Origin of the sequence: Clostridium sp. OM05-6BH (genome assembly GCF_003481635.1) — a bacterium.
Classification (GTDB): domain Bacteria; phylum Bacillota; class Clostridia; order Lachnospirales; family Lachnospiraceae; genus Butyribacter.
In genome coordinates, this window is the sequence record NZ_QULH01000022.1 from 17,976 (window position 1) to 33,427 (window position 15,452).

The 15,452-nt window shown below is 44.9% G+C and carries 17 protein-coding genes; 16 read left to right on the plus strand and 1 reads right to left on the minus strand.

Annotated elements, in window-relative coordinates:
* The first annotated feature begins 110 nt into the window (after nt 1-110).
* Both DXB73_RS12705 and serS read left to right on the plus strand, forming a co-directional pair.
* The gene (locus tag DXB73_RS12705) at nt 111-671 is read left to right on the plus strand and encodes a hypothetical protein (protein WP_118691153.1); all 561 of its coding nucleotides are present in this window, start codon (nt 111-113) and stop codon (nt 669-671) included.
* A gap of 94 nt (nt 672-765) precedes the next feature.
* Nucleotides 766-2,058, plus strand: a complete 1,293-nt coding sequence (serS, locus tag DXB73_RS12710; protein WP_022024200.1) for a serine--tRNA ligase — start codon at nt 766-768, stop codon at nt 2,056-2,058.
* A gap of 114 nt (nt 2,059-2,172) precedes the next feature.
* On the opposite strand, the gene DXB73_RS12715 is transcribed toward serS, so the two are convergent.
* Entirely contained in the window at nt 2,173-2,661 is a 489-nt protein-coding gene (locus tag DXB73_RS12715; protein ID WP_022024201.1) for a DUF402 domain-containing protein, read from the minus strand.
* A gap of 260 nt (nt 2,662-2,921) precedes the next feature.
* Between DXB73_RS12715 and DXB73_RS12720 the strand changes: the two genes are divergently transcribed.
* From DXB73_RS12720 to DXB73_RS12785, 14 genes are all read left to right on the plus strand, one after another.
* On the plus strand, nt 2,922-3,251 hold the full coding sequence (locus DXB73_RS12720) for an AtpZ/AtpI family protein (protein WP_022024202.1): 330 nt from the start codon (nt 2,922-2,924) through the stop codon (nt 3,249-3,251).
* A complete protein-coding gene (locus tag DXB73_RS12725; protein WP_022024203.1) occupies nt 3,211-3,603 on the plus strand; it encodes an ATP synthase subunit I in 393 nt (130 codons plus the stop codon). Before DXB73_RS12720 ends, DXB73_RS12725 begins: the two co-directional genes overlap by 41 nt.
* A 159-nt stretch (nt 3,604-3,762) precedes the next feature.
* Entirely contained in the window at nt 3,763-4,536 is a 774-nt protein-coding gene (gene atpB / locus DXB73_RS12730; RefSeq protein WP_347559537.1) for a F0F1 ATP synthase subunit A, read from the plus strand.
* A gap of 50 nt (nt 4,537-4,586) precedes the next feature.
* Complete coding sequence (gene atpE / locus DXB73_RS12735) at nt 4,587-4,853, plus strand: ATP synthase F0 subunit C (RefSeq protein WP_022024205.1); 267 nt, start codon at nt 4,587-4,589, stop codon at nt 4,851-4,853.
* A 102-nt stretch (nt 4,854-4,955) separates the two neighbouring features.
* Nucleotides 4,956-5,510, plus strand: coding sequence for a F0F1 ATP synthase subunit B (gene atpF, locus DXB73_RS12740; RefSeq protein ID WP_022024206.1), 555 nt, complete (start codon nt 4,956-4,958; stop codon nt 5,508-5,510).
* On the plus strand, nt 5,498-6,049 hold the full coding sequence (gene atpH / locus DXB73_RS12745) for an ATP synthase F1 subunit delta (protein WP_022024207.1): 552 nt from the start codon (nt 5,498-5,500) through the stop codon (nt 6,047-6,049). Before atpF ends, atpH begins: the two co-directional genes overlap by 13 nt.
* 29 nt (nt 6,050-6,078) lie before the next feature.
* Nucleotides 6,079-7,587 carry a F0F1 ATP synthase subunit alpha gene (gene atpA, locus DXB73_RS12750; protein WP_118506965.1) on the plus strand — a complete coding sequence of 503 codons (1,509 nt, stop codon included), beginning with the start codon at nt 6,079-6,081 and terminating at the stop codon, nt 7,585-7,587.
* A 22-nt stretch (nt 7,588-7,609) separates the two neighbouring features.
* Nucleotides 7,610-8,491, plus strand: a complete 882-nt coding sequence (gene atpG / locus DXB73_RS12755; protein WP_118691154.1) for an ATP synthase F1 subunit gamma — start codon at nt 7,610-7,612, stop codon at nt 8,489-8,491.
* 22 nt (nt 8,492-8,513) lie between these two features.
* The gene (atpD, locus tag DXB73_RS12760; RefSeq protein WP_118691155.1) at nt 8,514-9,911 is read left to right on the plus strand and encodes a F0F1 ATP synthase subunit beta; all 1,398 of its coding nucleotides are present in this window, start codon (nt 8,514-8,516) and stop codon (nt 9,909-9,911) included.
* A gap of 14 nt (nt 9,912-9,925) precedes the next feature.
* Nucleotides 9,926-10,339, plus strand: coding sequence for an ATP synthase F1 subunit epsilon (gene atpC / locus DXB73_RS12765; protein ID WP_022024765.1), 414 nt, complete (start codon nt 9,926-9,928; stop codon nt 10,337-10,339).
* A 316-nt stretch (nt 10,340-10,655) separates the two neighbouring features.
* The gene (locus DXB73_RS12770) at nt 10,656-12,038 is read left to right on the plus strand and encodes an Ig-like domain-containing protein (RefSeq protein WP_182448311.1); all 1,383 of its coding nucleotides are present in this window, start codon (nt 10,656-10,658) and stop codon (nt 12,036-12,038) included.
* A 95-nt stretch (nt 12,039-12,133) separates the two neighbouring features.
* Nucleotides 12,134-14,107 carry an Ig-like domain-containing protein gene (locus tag DXB73_RS14985; protein WP_243104072.1) on the plus strand — a complete coding sequence of 658 codons (1,974 nt, stop codon included), beginning with the start codon at nt 12,134-12,136 and terminating at the stop codon, nt 14,105-14,107.
* 18 nt (nt 14,108-14,125) lie between these two features.
* The gene (gene ybaK, locus DXB73_RS12780) at nt 14,126-14,608 is read left to right on the plus strand and encodes a Cys-tRNA(Pro) deacylase (RefSeq protein WP_118506961.1); all 483 of its coding nucleotides are present in this window, start codon (nt 14,126-14,128) and stop codon (nt 14,606-14,608) included.
* A gap of 47 nt (nt 14,609-14,655) precedes the next feature.
* On the plus strand, nt 14,656-15,452 hold a 797-nt coding region (locus DXB73_RS12785), incomplete at its 3' end, for an Ig-like domain-containing protein (protein WP_182448513.1).

Here is a 15,452-nt window from a genome sequence, read left to right on the forward strand (position 1 = left end):
GGGGAAATGACGGTATATTTTTGGGTGGGCTATATTGAAACGTACTTTTGAAATTCTTCGTTTAGAAGATTCTGAGAGCACATTGTACAGAAATGGAGGAAAGCAGAACAATGAAAGAGCAGTTACGTAAATTCGGAACATTGATCCTGATCTTGGCGTTATGTTTAACTTCGATAGGAACAACAAAGGTGCAGGCAGCGTCTAAACCATCCAGACCGAGTGTGTCTTTGGTGAAACGGTCTAAGACACAGGCAAAGATTAAGATAAAGAAGAGAGGCAAAGCAACCGGGTATCAGATTGCAGTCAAGACGTCCAAAAAGGCGAGATACCGTATTGTCATGCCGACAAAGAAGCGCACGGTTGTGCTTCGCAAGCTTAAAGCATCGAAAGTGTATTATGTGAAGGTGCGTGCATTCCGTACCAAAGGTTATCGCATCGTGCATGGTAAATTTTCAAAGCCGATCAAGATTGGCAAATACAAAAAGACGGTGAAAAAGCCAAAGCCAAAGGCAACAGCAACGCCGGAGCCGACAGTGACACCGGAAGCGACGCAGATACCGGAGCCGACAGTGACGCCGAGTGAAACACCTTCAGATGCGCCTGCACCGTCATCGACGCCGAGTGAAGCACCTTCAGATGCGTCTGCACCGTCAGCGACGGCAGCACAGTAGGACGGGCAGGACTATAGCAGCTTATTCAAGCAGGCTGTCACATTACACTTATCAACAATATACGCATACGAGCTGTGTGCAGAAATGAGGAAATATGTTAGACATTAAATTTTTAAGAGAAAATCCAGATGTGGTAAAGCAAAACATCAAAAACAAATTCCAGGATGACAAGCTTCCGTTGGTAGACGAGGTCATTGCATTAGATGCTGAGGCGCGCAAGACACAGCAGGAAGCAGATGAGCTTCGTGCCTCCCGCAAAAAGATTTCTAAGGAAATCGGCGCTTTGATGGGACAGGGCAAGAAGGAAGAGGCAGAGGCAAAGAAGCAGGAAGTAAACAAAAATGCAGCTCGTCTTGAGGAGCTTGCAGCAAAGGAGAAAGAACTCCAAGCAAAAGTTCGTGAGATCATGCTTGTCATTCCAAATATTATTGATCCAAGTGTTCCGATTGGTAAAGATGACAGCGAAAATGTTGAGATTAAACGCTATGGTGAGCCGGTAGTGCCGGATTATGAGATTCCGTATCATGCACAGATCATGGAGAGTTTTGATGGATTAGACATTGATGCTGCCGGTAAAGTGGCAGGAAATGGTTTCTATTATCTGATGGGTGACATTGCCAGACTGCATTCTGCTGTACTTGCCTATGCAAGAGATTTCATGATCGATCGTGGTTTCACTTACTGCATTCCGCCATACATGATCCGAAGCAATGTCGTGACCGGTGTTATGAGTTTTGCGGAAATGGATGCGATGATGTACAAGATCGAGGGCGAAGATCTGTTCCTGATCGGTACAAGTGAGCATTCTATGATCGGTAAATTTATTGATACGATCACCGATGAAAAGGATCTGCCAAAGACATTGACCAGTTATTCCCCATGCTTCCGTAAGGAAAAGGGTGCTCACGGCATCGAGGAGCGTGGCGTGTATCGAATCCATCAGTTCGAGAAACAGGAAATGATCGTAGTTTGTAAGCCGGAAGAAAGTCCGGTTTGGTTTGATAAGTTGTGGCAGAATACGGTAGATCTGTTCCGTACGCTGGATATTCCGGTCCGTACGCTGGAGTGCTGCTCCGGAGATCTTGCAGATCTGAAAGTAAAATCCATCGACGTTGAGGCTTGGTCTCCACGTCAGAAGAAGTATTTTGAGGTAGGAAGCTGCTCCAATTTGGGAGACGCACAGGCAAGACGTTTGCAGATCCGTGTCCGTAAGGAAGACGGCAGCAAATATTTTGCACATACGCTGAATAATACAGTGGTTGCACCACCTCGTATGTTGATCGCCTTTTTGGAGAACAATTTGCAGGAAGACGGAAGCGTACGTATTCCGGAAGCTCTGCGTCCGTATATGGGTGGCAAAGAAGCTCTGGAAGTAAAGAAGAAATAATGGCACGTGGGAGACTTGCGTGAAATAACAGTATAAAAAGACCCTCTTTTGGTAGAAGGCGGACTGTATATCCGAGCTTCTGATCAAAAGAGGGTCTTTTCGTAGAGAGCAGAATTAACTGATCACTTTTAACATATCATCAATATAGTGTGTATATTTTTCAAATTCTCCGGCATAGATCGTATGTAATAGATCATCGGTTGCGCGCATTGCATGTGCGATCGTGCCAACGCTCAAAATGCCCTGCTCCATTGCATCAGCAAATTCATCCATGTCCAGTACTTCAACTTGACCATCCGGATATACGACTACGTCAATGAGTAGATCGTTAAAGGTGTAGGTATTTTCTTTCTCATCATAATGCGTCTCTATAATGTCACAATACCAATATACCATTTGTCCGGCATTGTCAAAAACCTTGCTCACCTTAATCCCTTTATCTATAAAATAAGCGGAGACACCACGGGAAATATCGCGTCGTGGTTTCAAAACATTCCAACTGGTAATAATAAGGTTAGGCTCTAAGGCTAAGATCATATCATCTTTTAATTCGATGTTTTCGTCGGGGATAAAGCGACGTCGAAATAATCGTGGTCGGCTCATGAAGAAACTCCTTTCAGCGGCTTATTTTTATTTGATAGCAAAACGCTGGTTTTGCTCTTTTTCTTCTTGTGGAATAATTATAGTCTAGGGAAGTTGGCTTGTAAAGGACTTTCTAGCTTATCGAATTAAATTATTTGCGGGATGATCGGAGGGGAAAAGGAGTTAGCAGATCGCTTGATACTACACGAGATTTTTTGCGCTCTTTGGTGGACTTTTTCAGAAGAATAAATTATAATAGCATAATGAGAGGTTATTAAAAAATGAGTAAGAAAGAGAAGAAAATTTTGCGTAGTTTTATGATGATCACGCAGATCAGTATTACAATGCTCGTGCCGATCTTTATTAGCGGTTGGCTGGGCACTTGGCTGAATCGTCTGTTTGGTACACAGATCATATTTCCGTTCATGTTGTTGTTAGGAATCGGGGCTGCGTTCAAAAATGTATATATATTAACCAAGTCCTTTTATGAGGCTGACATGAAGAAAGAGCATGAGCAGCTTGATTACATGAAAGGACTCACCGAGAAGCGGGAGGAAGCAGCGGGAGAGCATGAAACAGGTAAAACAGGTACTAAAGGAATTGATGATTAGTTCTATTCTGTGGACAGCCATTGTTACGCTGCTTTTTGTAATTATCAGTCGAGGCAGAGTTTCGATGTTATTTGGAGGGCTGTTTGGTGGTGCGGCGGCATTAGTTCTTTTGTGGCATATGTTTCGCCACCTGGACATTGCGCTTGATATGGATCCGGCGCATGCATCCAGACATGCGCAGCTTGCATCGCTGCAGAGATTGGTGATCATGGCGGTTACGCTGGCGGTATGCATGATATTTTATGAATATGTACATCCGATTCCGGCGATACTGACGTTGTTTGGAGTCAAGGTCAGTGCATTATCGTATCCGAAAATGCACCCGCATTATGAAAAATTATTTAAAAAATAGATATGTATTGCAGATATTCTGTTGTTTTATTTTATAGGAGATTGCGGTTGTGCGGTGCAGTGTATCGTGAAACGTTGATTTTCGCTTTGTAATGAAATGGTAAACAAGAGATATTTGCCTGTATATATAATTTATTCTATAGAAAGGGAAGGTGAGAATGTGGGAAGTGGCGTCTTTTGTATGCCGTTTGATTCCTTTGCAAACAATGTGTTTTTGGCAAAGGGAAATGAGCAGCAGGTAGACTTTTTTATCCATGGATATACGAAATTCAAGTTTTTCGGTTCAGATGTGTATCTGACTACGACGCATATATCCATGATCATTGTAATTGCTGCACTGCTTATTTTTGCTGTTTTTGCAAATCGTGCGATTCGTAAGGCGACTCCGGATCAGGTGCCGGGACCGTTTCTAAATGTGGTCGAGCTGATCGTAGAATCGCTGGATGGTATGGTGGCGGGCTCCATGGGAGAGAGTAAGGCACCAAAGTTTCGTAACTATGTCAGCGCTTTGTTTTTATTTATTTTGGCGTGCAACTTGTCCGGTTTGCTAGGGCTTCGACCGCCGACAGCAGATTACGGTGTCACATTTCCGTTGGCGATCATTACTTGGGTGATGATTCAATACAACGGTTTTAAGTACCAGAAATTCGGTAAGATTAAGGGATTGTTTGAACCGATCTTTCTGTTCTTTCCAATGAACTTGATCAGTGAATTTTCTACACCGGTTTCTATGTCTCTCCGTTTGTTCGGTAATATTTTATCCGGAACGGTTATGACGGGATTGATCTACGGATTATTGCCAAAGGTTTTGACATTAATCTGGCCGGCTGCATTGCACATTTATTTGGATGTATTTTCCGGTGCGATTCAGACGTATGTATTTTGTATGTTGACAATGTGCTTTGTCTCGGATGCGATTGGGGATCAGGCATAAACAAAAAAGTGAAGAAGTGCGGATAAGCACTTTAGAAATGGAGGATTATTATGAATATTGATAACGATGGATTGGTTTTGATGGGTTCTGCTATTGGTGCAGGTCTTGCGGTTATTGCCGGTATCGGACCTGGTGTAGGACAGGGTATTGCTGCCGGTTACGGTGCTTCTGCAGTAGGACGTAATCCGGGTGCGAAAGGTGACGTTATGTCAACAATGCTTCTTGGACAGGCAGTAGCAGAGACAACAGGTTTGTATGGTCTGGTAGTTGCTTTGATCCTGTTATTCGCGAACCCACTTTACGCAAAGCTTCATTAATCAATGCAAGTGCCGGCAGCCGGTACTATTTTTCAATGGAAAAATGACCGGAAGATGGCGTAAGCATTTGGTGGAAGACTCTAGCGGAAAGGAGGCACTAACGTGAGCGGAGTAATTCAGGTTGCACTGAGCAGTGGACTGGGCGATTATATTTTTGGTTTAGATCCACAGTTATTAGTAGACTCAGCGATTACCATATTAGCAATGTTTTTTGTATTTTTGCTTCTGTCCTATCTGTTGTTTAATCCGGCGAGAAATCTGATGGAGAAGCGGCAGGAAGGCATTCGTGAGCAGATGGAAACGGCAGCGCGCGAGAAGCAGGATGCAATTCAATTCAAAGCAGAATATGATGAAAAAATAAAAAATGTGCAAAAAGAGACGGATGAGATCCTGAGCGAAGCGCGTAAAAAGGCACTCAAGAAAGAAAGTGTCATGTTAGAAGAAGCGAGGGAAGAAGCCGCACAGATCGTTGCCCGTGCAAATCGAGAAGTTGAACTGGAGAAGAGCAAGGTCAAGGATGAAATGAAACAGGAAATCATTAATGTCGCAACGGCAATGGCTGGTAAAATCGTTGCATCTTCTTTGGACGAAAGCAAACAGTCACAGTTGCTTGCAGACACTTTGGAAGAGATGGGTGATGAGACATGGCTAAGTTAGTATCAAAGACATACGGCGAAGCCTTGTTTGAGGTTGCCGTGGAAGAGGGAACGATTGATTCCACTCTGGAGGAAGTGCAGATCGTGCTTGATGTGATCGAAGCGAATGAGCAGTACATCAAGCTGCTGACACATCCAAAGCTTCCGGTTGAGCAGAAAGTCTCACTGGTAGAGCAGGTGTTTGCTGGCAAAGCATCCGATACGCTGACAGGATTCATGGTCACTATCGTTGAAAAAGGACGTTTTTCGGAAATCGAAAAGATTTTGACGTATTTCATTGATAAAGTTCGTGAATACAAAAAGATCGGCGTAGCATATGTGATATCGGCTGTCGAACTGTCTAAGGATGAGAAGCAGGAGATCGTGCAGAAATTATTGAACACGACATCTTATGTGGAGTTCATCATGAACTATTCTGTGGATGCATCCCTGATCGGTGGCGTGGTGATCCGTATCGGAGACAGAGTGGTAGACAGCAGTATCAGATCAAAGCTGAATCGAATGGCAAAAGAGTTGTCGCAGGTTCAGTTGACGAATTAGAATAAACAGAAAGAAGGTGCGAGTGTATCATGAATTTGAGACCTGAGGAAATCAGCTCAGTCATTAAAGAGCAGATTAAAAACTACAGTACCAAATTTGAAGTAGCAGATATAGGTACTGTAATACAGGTTGCCGACGGAATTGCCCGTATTCATGGCTTAGAGAAAGCGATGCAGGGTGAACTGTTGGAATTTCCTAATGAGATATATGGCATGGTATTGAACTTGGAAGAAGATAACGTAGGTGCGGTTCTTTTGGGTGACCATAAAAACATCAATGAAGGCGACACCGTAAAGACGACAGGTCATGTTGTTGAGGTGCCGGTTGGAGATGCCATGCTCGGACGTGTAGTGAATGCGCTGGGACAGCCGATTGATGGCAAAGGACCGATCAAAACCGATAAGTCCAGACAGATCGAGCGTGTGGCATCCGGTGTTATCGCACGTAAATCCGTAGACACACCGCTTCAGACAGGTATTAAGGCGATTGACTCCATGGTACCGATCGGAAGAGGACAGCGTGAGTTGATCATTGGTGACCGCCAGACCGGTAAAACCGCGATCGCGATCGACACGATCATTAATCAGAAAGGACAGGGCGTAAAATGTATTTACGTAGCGATCGGACAGAAAGCGTCAACGATTGCCAACCTTGTGAAAAAATTAGAAGAATATGGAGCGATGGATTATACCACGATCGTTGCAGCAACAGCGAGTGAGTTAGCACCGCTTCAGTATATTGCACCATATTCCGGATGTGCAATTGGTGAGGAATGGATGGAGAACGGCGAAGATGTATTGGTTGTGTATGATGACTTAACCAAACATGCTGCGGCATATCGTACACTTTCCTTGCTGCTTAAGCGTCCGCCAGGACGTGAGGCATTCCCTGGAGATGTATTCTATCTGCATTCCAGATTGTTGGAGCGTGCAGCGAGATTGTCAGATAAGCTGGGCGGTGGTTCATTGACGGCATTGCCGATCATTGAGACGCAGGCAGGCGATGTATCCGCCTATATTCCAACAAATGTTATTTCTATCACAGATGGACAGATCTATTTGGAAACAGAGATGTTTAATGCTGGTTTCCGACCTGCAGTCAATGCCGGTTTGTCAGTATCTCGTGTAGGAGGTTCTGCACAGATCAAAGCGATGAAGAAGATTTCCGGACCGATCCGTATCGAGCTTGCACAGTATCGTGAGCTGGCGGCATTTTCACAGTTTAGTTCGGATCTCGATCCTGAGACGAAGGAGCAGTTGGCACAGGGCGAGCGTATTCGTGAGATCCTGAAGCAGGATCAGTACAAGCCGATGCCGGTTGAAAATCAGGTTATCATTATCTATGCGGCGACCAAGAAGTACTTGATCGATGTAGAAGTAGATGACATTATGGACTTTGAAAAAGGATTGTTTGAGTATATCGATACGAAATATCCGGAAGTTCCTGCTTCCATTCGCGAGGACAAAGAGATCAAGGAAGACACAGAGAAGAAACTGATCCAGGCAATCGAGGAGTTTAAAGCAGAGTTTGAAAAATAGTTTCGAGGGGAGGTAAGAGACAATGGCGTCAATGAGAGATATCAAACGGCGTAAAGAAAGTGTCCAAAGTACCGGACAGATTACCAAAGCGATGAAACTTGTTTCCTCTGTCAAGCTGCAGAAAGCAAAAGTCGGTGCAGAAGTATCAAAACCTTATTTTGATGCGATGTATGAGGCTGTGGCAGCGATGATCGCCAAGTCCGGGGAAATGTCCCATCCGTTTTTGCAAAAAAGCCGGTCTGACAAAAAAGCAGTGATCCTGATCACATCGAACCGCGGATTGGCAGGTGGTTACAACTCGAATGCAGTGAAACTGTTGACGAAAGACGAACGTTTTACTACGGAAAACACAGTGGTCTATGCAGTTGGTACAAAGGGTCGTGACAGCGTGGAGCGTGAGGGTTACACCATAGCCGGAGATTATTCGGAGGCGATCAACGAACCATTATATGCAGATGCATCGGAGATTGGCAAAGAAGTTTTGAGCAAGTTTACGATGGGGGAGATCGGAGAGATTTATCTGATCTATACGATCTTTAAGAACACGATGGTACAGATCCCTACGATGATGAAACTGCTTCCGATCAACGCATCCGATATTACAGCAGATGCGGAGGACGTAGAAGAGAACCCGATCGATCGCATCACGTTGATGAATTATGAGCCGGCACCGGAAGAAGCATTAAATGCGATTATTCCAAAGTACGTGAACAGCCTGATCTTTGGCGGACTTGTGGAGTCACATGCCAGTGAAAACGGTGCACGTATGCAGGCAATGGATTCGGCAACGAGTAATGCGGAAGAGATGATCAGTGACTTGTCGCTAAAATATAATAGAGCCCGTCAGGCATCTATTACACAGGAATTGACGGAGATTATCGCAGGAGCATCCGCGATTTCATAGCAAAATAAAAAGGAGAAATTAAATGGCAGAATTAAATGTTGGTAAGCTGACGCAGATCGTCAGTGCCGTTATCGATATTAAATTCCCAGAGGGCAAACTGCCGGAGATTAACGAGGCAATCAATGTCCCGTTGAAAGATGGTGGAAAGCTCGTAGTGGAAGTGGCACAGCATTTGGGTGATGACACAGTTCGTTGTATTGCCATGGGACCAACCGACGGTTTGGTTCGCGGTATGGAAGCACATGCAACGGGCGCACCGATTTCTGTACCGGTAGGCGAAGCTACATTGGGACGTATCTTTAATGTGTTAGGTGAGCCAATTGATGAAAAACCGGCACCGGAAGGGGTGAGATATGACCCGATCCACAGAAAAGCGCCGGCATTCGATGAGCAGTCGACAGAAACAGAGATTTTGGAAACCGGAATCAAGGTCGTTGATCTGCTTTGCCCTTACCAGAAAGGTGGTAAGATTGGTTTGTTCGGTGGCGCCGGAGTAGGTAAAACCGTATTGATCCAGGAGTTGATCACAAATATCGCGCAGGAGCACGGTGGATATTCCGTATTTACCGGTGTAGGTGAGCGTACTCGTGAAGGAAATGACTTGTATTATGAAATGATCGAGTCAGGTGTTATTGATAAAACGACGATGGTATTCGGTCAGATGAACGAGCCACCTGGAGCGCGTATGCGAGTAGGTCTTACAGGACTTACCATGGCAGAGAATTTCCGTGATCGTTCCGGAAAAGATGTCTTATTGTTTATTGATAATATTTTCCGTTTCACACAGGCTGGATCAGAGGTATCTGCGTTGCTTGGACGTATGCCAAGTGCCGTAGGTTATCAGCCAACGCTGCAGACGGAGATGGGTGCATTGCAGGAGAGGATCACCTCAACGAAAACAGGATCTATCACATCAGTACAGGCGGTTTATGTGCCGGCGGACGATTTGACTGATCCGGCTCCGGCAAATACATTCGCACATTTGGACGCAACAACTGTACTTTCGCGTGCGATTTCCGAGCTTGGTATTTATCCGGCAGTAGATCCGTTGGAGTCAACATCACGTATCCTCGATCCGCATATTGTCGGTGAGGAACACTATAAAGTGGCTCGTGGCGTGCAGGAGATTTTGCAGAAATACAAGGAATTGCAGGATATTATCGCAATTCTTGGTATGGACGAGTTGTCAGAAGAAGACAAGATCGTTGTAAATAGAGCGCGTAAAGTGCAGCGTTTCCTGTCGCAGCCGTTCCATGTAGCAGAGCAGTTTACAGGCCTGCCGGGACAGTACGTACCGGTTAGTGAGACGATTCGTGGATTCCAAGAGATTTTAGATGGTAAGCACGATGATATTCCGGAGAGCTATTTCTTGAATGCCGGAAATATTGACGAGGTAGTGGCCAGAATGGCTTCCAAATAAGAAAGGAGGGTCATATGGCAGACAAAACATTTACTTTGCAGATCATATCTCCGACCCGAATCTTTTTTGACGAGGAAGTGGACATGGTTGAAATGCGGACAACAGAAGGTGAGATCGGTGTGCTGGCGGGACATATCCCACTTACGGCAATTGTTGAACCGGGTGTTGTCAAGATCCATCAGGAAGGCAAAGTACGTGAGGCGGCTTTGTTGGATGGATTTGTGGAAATTCGCGGCAATAAGGTTACGGTGCTTGCGGAAGCCTGCGAGTGGCCGGATGAGATCGATGTGCACCGAGCAGAAGAGGCAAAGCTCCGCGCAGAACGTCGTATCGGAAGCGGTGAGAAGCAGGTAGACATGGTACGCGCAGAATTAGCACTTAAAAAGGCACTGACGAGAATTAATCTTGTCAGCACGCTAGGTAAATAATACAGTGCGATGCAATGCTCGTGCCTGAACAATGTATAGTGAACGCAGAGTAGGTAAATACGATAAGCAGTTTTGGTATTCTCATTCGAGAATATCAAAACTGTTTTTTGCATTATAGGAAACTTTCCATACCGGAAGTTAGAGCTGCTTATCAATGGGGTTCCAAAAATGGCAGAAATGTGTCAGATGTAAATTCGTACAAACCGCATAAATACTGTACGAAAACGGTTGAGAAATAGAGAAGAATATCATATAATAAAAGGTAACATAGAAATGAAAATTAATGTCGTACAATCGGCATGGAAAAGAGGAGCGTATGAAAAAAAGAAGACAGCCATGGGCGCGTGTATTAGCATTAGCACTAGCTGCCGCAATGATAATGCCACAGAGCATGGATGCTGCGGCTGCCGCCAAGAAGAAGGTGAAGCTAAACAAAACGAAAGTTGTTTTAAAAGTTGGTAAAAAGACTACGTTAAAGCTAAAGAACAACAAGAAAAAAGTAAAATGGTCCAGCAATAAAAAGAAGGTAGCGACCGTTACGAAAAAAGGTGTTGTCAAGGCAAAGAAAAAAGGAACTGCTAAGATCACTGCTAAAGTTGGCAAGAAAAAATATGTCTGCAAAGTAACGGTAAAAGCAGCTGCCACTAAAAAAAGCAATAAAAACACAAACCGTAAGAATAACAGTTCGAAAACGAATGGCGGTACACAGAAGGTGACTGGTACACCGGGTAAGAATGTAGCACTAAATGGGGATATCTTTCAGATTGGAGGACGCAATCTGACACTTGGTATGACATTGGCACAGGTGCACACGGTATTGGGTTCACTTTCGACGGATATATTGCGTTCGGAAAAATCTCCACAGGGATTTGATGTTCTTGCATTCCGACCAAACGGTAACAACTCCAGCGTTTCGCGCGATGACAAATTTAGTACATATATTTTGCTGTATCTGAAAAGCGGCAAGGTCGTAGGTATTTGTGGTATCAGTAAATCAATGGCATATGGTTCTTTAGTAAAAGCAGGAACCGGTGCAGCTGCTTTAGAATCGTCAAGTGCTTGGTCATCGGTAGATTGGTATGAAACAAGAGGAGATGTAGTCGGAGCAGGAGCCTATTCCACAGAGACCTCCAATGCGAATGTGCTGGCGTTTGTAGATTATTATGGAACCCAGACGACTTACTGTATACAGGCGTTTGATAAAGCCTATTCTATTGATGGAATGACCAATCTTTCCAGTCAGGATGCGTCATGTACGTACAGCGATGCAGTGGTAAAGGCGATGGCAACAGAGAGTGGGGAGCTGCTCAATGCATATCTCACTTTTTATGGAATGCGTTCCCTTGCGATCAATTCAAAATTAAGTGGTGTGGCACAAAGCTACAGCAACACGATGGCAAAAGCCGGTGCAACAGATGCGACAGACATGACTAGAAGCAGTTCTGAGATTAAATCGGCGATCGTCGGCGCAGGTTTACAGTGCGGACAGTGGGGTGAGCGAATTATGGCCAACAATATGGATGCCATTGGTTTTGCAAATTCTGCTGTGCAGAGTCAGGCGGCAAGAGCGCAGCTTTGCGATGAAGAGGGACTCGGCGTTATGGGGCTTGGAAGTGCAGCATATTTTGAAAATGGTGACGATGTGTTTTACACATATTTGGTCATTGACTTTGTAGATTATGTGAGAGTGGCATTTTAGAGTGGCTGGGATGAAATCCGTGATTTTAATGTTGTGCCTGTGGCGAATGCAAAAACTGACAAGCCAGCGGGCAGAGAAAGGAATGTGGAAATAGCATGAAAAAAGAGAGAAAGAAATGGATGAGCCTTGTGCTTGTCGGAGCGTTAGTGATCACATCGGTGTTTGTACCGGGGCAGCAGACTGATGCCAAGGCAAAGGTCAAGCTAAACAAGAAAAAGCTTGTATTGACTGTTGGTAAAAAGGCTAAATTGAAGGTGAAAGGGACCAAAAAGAAAGTAAAGTGGTATTCTTCGAAGAAAAAAATTGCGACAGTAACTAAGAAGGGTGTTGTCAAAGCGAAGAAAAAAGGAACGGCTAAAATTGTTGCCAAAATCGGCAAAAAGAAGTATACCTGTAAAGTTGTTGTCAAGGCAAAGAAAAAGGCGAAAGTTACGTCTAAGCCAAAAGCTGTGGCAAAAGTAACTGCTAAGCCAAAAGCTACGGCGAAAGTAACTGCTAATCCGGGAACTTTACCAAGCAAGAATCCACAGGTGTCCGATAATCCTTCGCAGACAACGCAACCTTCAGAAGAGGGAGACCCAACGACAGCGAAGATTATTTTGAATGATAATGTCGCAACGACGTGGAATGCATACCACAGACCGTTGAAGGATGTAACAGTAACCGAAGCGGCAACGATCCGAATTGGTTACACAGATATTTTTGACGGCTCTTTGTATTATACGAATACTTACGGTAGAGAGATGTCTTTGGATGAACTGAAAAGTCACGAAGGAGAAGAGTTTGGACAAGGTTTTTGGAAAAATCATCCTAGAAATGATCAGTCTTTTACTTTGCAGACAGGTACGGTAAATACGATTTATGTGCGTTTGGTTGATAATATGACAGAAACCGTATATTATTTGAATTCGGATAAGATCATAGTACAGGGAGCGGCACAGAAGACACCGGAGCCATCTGCAAGTGCATCACCAAGTGCGACACCAACGAGTGGCACTACCAGTACTCCGACGCCGGCACCAACGAATGCGCCAACCGGTACCCCAACGGCAGTTCCAAGCAAAACGCCGTCAGTGACGCCAACAGCAGCACCAAGTAAAACACCGTCAGTGACGCCAACAGCAGTACCAAGTTCATCAGGACTGACGGTAGGAAACAGACAGCTTTCGGTTGGAATGACAAAGACAGCGTTTAATAATGCACTGGCAAGCAAGTCGACTGACGTGAAACGTGAAGAAAAATCTCCACAGGGATTTGATGTGATCGCATTTCGTGAGAATGGCAATAATTCCAGCCTGAGCGGAAACCAATATGATCAGAAATATAGCACTTATATTTTGGCATATTTGCAGGATAATGAAGTGATCGGAATTACAGCAATTGCGCCGGGAATGTCTTATGCAGGCGAGGTATCTTATGGAACGCCGGCGAGTACATTAGCATCGAATGGCTGGACCAGCGTTGACTGGTATTTGGCAGGCAGCGCAGCCGGTGCATATACAAAGACGATCAAGGGAACGGAAGTTATCGCATTTGTGGATGCACTCGGAAGCAACCAGGTATATTGTATTCAGGCATTTAGCGACAGCTTTTTGGTGGATGATATGACAAATGTTAGTGAAACGACATTGCAGTTAAATTATCCGGCAGAGGTGCAGACCGCAATGGCAACCGAAAGCGGAGAACTTTTGAATGCATATTTGGTAAATCAGGGACAAAGCGCATTCCGTATTAATACGAAGCTTAGCGCAGCAGCCAAATCTTATAGCAGCGAGATTGTTTCAGCAGGAATTATTGATGCAAGTGATGCATCAAGATCCAGTAGTGATATTAGATCGTCGATCCGTGCCGCAGGGATAGCACCTGGCGCATGGGGAGAGCGTGTTTTGATCGGCAACATGGATGCTATCGGATTTGCTAACAGTATGATCGAGAGCAGTGGTGCCAGAGCATTATTATGGAGTGGAGATTACGCTGTTATGGGCCTGGGCGCCGGTGCATATAATGACGGAACAGTGTATTATCCAAACCTTGTTATTGATCTTATCGATAAGGTAAAATTAATTTAAGTAAAAGAGGATGACATCATGGGTAAAGAAGTAAAAACCAATGCGATGAGAATGTTGGATCGGCAAAAGATTCCGTATGAGTTGATGAATTATGAATGTGAAGAATTTGTTGACGGAATGGATGTCGCTGACAAACTTGGGCAGGATTACGAAATGACATTTAAGACTTTAGTTACATTGGGCAAGAGCGGCAACTATTATGTATATGCAATACCGGTGCATCGTGAGCTTGATATGAAAAAGGCGGCACGTGCAGTTGGTGAAAAGCATGTGGAAATGGTGCCGGTCAAAGAGATCAACAAAGTGACCGGTTATATTCGCGGAGGATGTACTCCGATCGGTATGAAAAAGCAGTATACAACGGTGATTCATGAGAGCGCAAAACAGCAGGACAAGATTGCTGTGAGCGGCGGAAGAAGAGGCGTACAGATTCTTCTGCAGCCGGAGGATTTAGCGAAGGCATCCGGGGCGACTTTTGCGGATATTATTAAAGAAGAGTGAGGTATTAAATGTAACTGTTGACAGATAGTTGGCGGAAGGAGAAAAAAGTGAAAAAGAAATCATGCACAAGAGCTTGGTGCGGCGTGCTGGCGGCAGCATTAGTGGTAACTTCCACATCATCGGTTATGCTCGCCGAGGCAGCAAAGGCGCCAAAGCTCAACAAAAAAACGATAACTTTGCGCGCTGGGGCCAAAAAAAAGCTCAAAGTGAAAAATTTAAAGAAAAAGCAGAAGGTAAAGTGGAAATCCAGTAAGAAAAAAATAGCGACAGTCAGTAAAAAAGGACTGGTAAGGGCGAAAAAGATAGGAATAACAAAAATTGTTGCAAAAGTAGGCAAAAAGAAATTGGTTTGTCACGTTCGAGTATTGCCGAAAAAGATAGTTATTAGGAGACCAAAACCAATGCCTGTTGCCACTCCGGTGCGGGTAGTGACACCGAAGCCGACTGCAATAGTACAACCATCAGAGACGACCAATGTTAGTCCGACTATGGATGTGACGGCAAAACCGACCATAGCTCCAACGGTGAAACCAACGATGGTGCCGACAGCGAAACCAACGACAACGCCAACGAAAATGCCAAGTGCAGCGCCACTGCCGACACCAGCACGGACAACAACTCCGAGCCCGAGTGCCGCACCAATAGTGAAGCCAACAGCGAGTCCAAGCACTGCACCGACAACAAAACCGACAGCGAGTCCAAGCACTGCGCCGACAACAAAACCGACAGCGAGTCCAAGCACTGCAACGACCGCAACGCCAACGAAAATGCCAAGTGCAGCGCCACTGCCGACACCTGCACGGACAACAACTCCGAGCCCGAGTGCCGCACCAATAGTGAAGCC

Coding starts and splice junctions, on each gene's coding strand:
- DXB73_RS12720 (WP_022024202.1), top strand. CDS start 2,922: ATGAGTAAGAAAGAGAAGAAAATTTTGCGTAGTTTTATGATGATCACG.
- DXB73_RS12715 (WP_022024201.1), bottom strand. CDS start 2,661: ATGAGCCGACCACGATTATTTCGACGTCGCTTTATCCCCGACGAAAAC.
- atpE (WP_022024205.1), top strand. CDS start 4,587: ATGAATATTGATAACGATGGATTGGTTTTGATGGGTTCTGCTATTGGT.
- atpG (WP_118691154.1), top strand. CDS start 7,610: ATGGCGTCAATGAGAGATATCAAACGGCGTAAAGAAAGTGTCCAAAGT.
- atpA (WP_118506965.1), top strand. CDS start 6,079: ATGAATTTGAGACCTGAGGAAATCAGCTCAGTCATTAAAGAGCAGATT.
- serS (WP_022024200.1), top strand. CDS start 766: ATGTTAGACATTAAATTTTTAAGAGAAAATCCAGATGTGGTAAAGCAA.
- DXB73_RS12705 (WP_118691153.1), top strand. CDS start 111: ATGAAAGAGCAGTTACGTAAATTCGGAACATTGATCCTGATCTTGGCG.
- DXB73_RS12770 (WP_182448311.1), top strand. CDS start 10,656: ATGAAAAAAAGAAGACAGCCATGGGCGCGTGTATTAGCATTAGCACTA.
- DXB73_RS12725 (WP_022024203.1), top strand. CDS start 3,211: ATGAAACAGGTAAAACAGGTACTAAAGGAATTGATGATTAGTTCTATT.
- DXB73_RS14985 (WP_243104072.1), top strand. CDS start 12,134: ATGAAAAAAGAGAGAAAGAAATGGATGAGCCTTGTGCTTGTCGGAGCG.
- atpD (WP_118691155.1), top strand. CDS start 8,514: ATGGCAGAATTAAATGTTGGTAAGCTGACGCAGATCGTCAGTGCCGTT.
- ybaK (WP_118506961.1), top strand. CDS start 14,126: ATGGGTAAAGAAGTAAAAACCAATGCGATGAGAATGTTGGATCGGCAA.
- atpH (WP_022024207.1), top strand. CDS start 5,498: ATGGCTAAGTTAGTATCAAAGACATACGGCGAAGCCTTGTTTGAGGTT.
- atpC (WP_022024765.1), top strand. CDS start 9,926: ATGGCAGACAAAACATTTACTTTGCAGATCATATCTCCGACCCGAATC.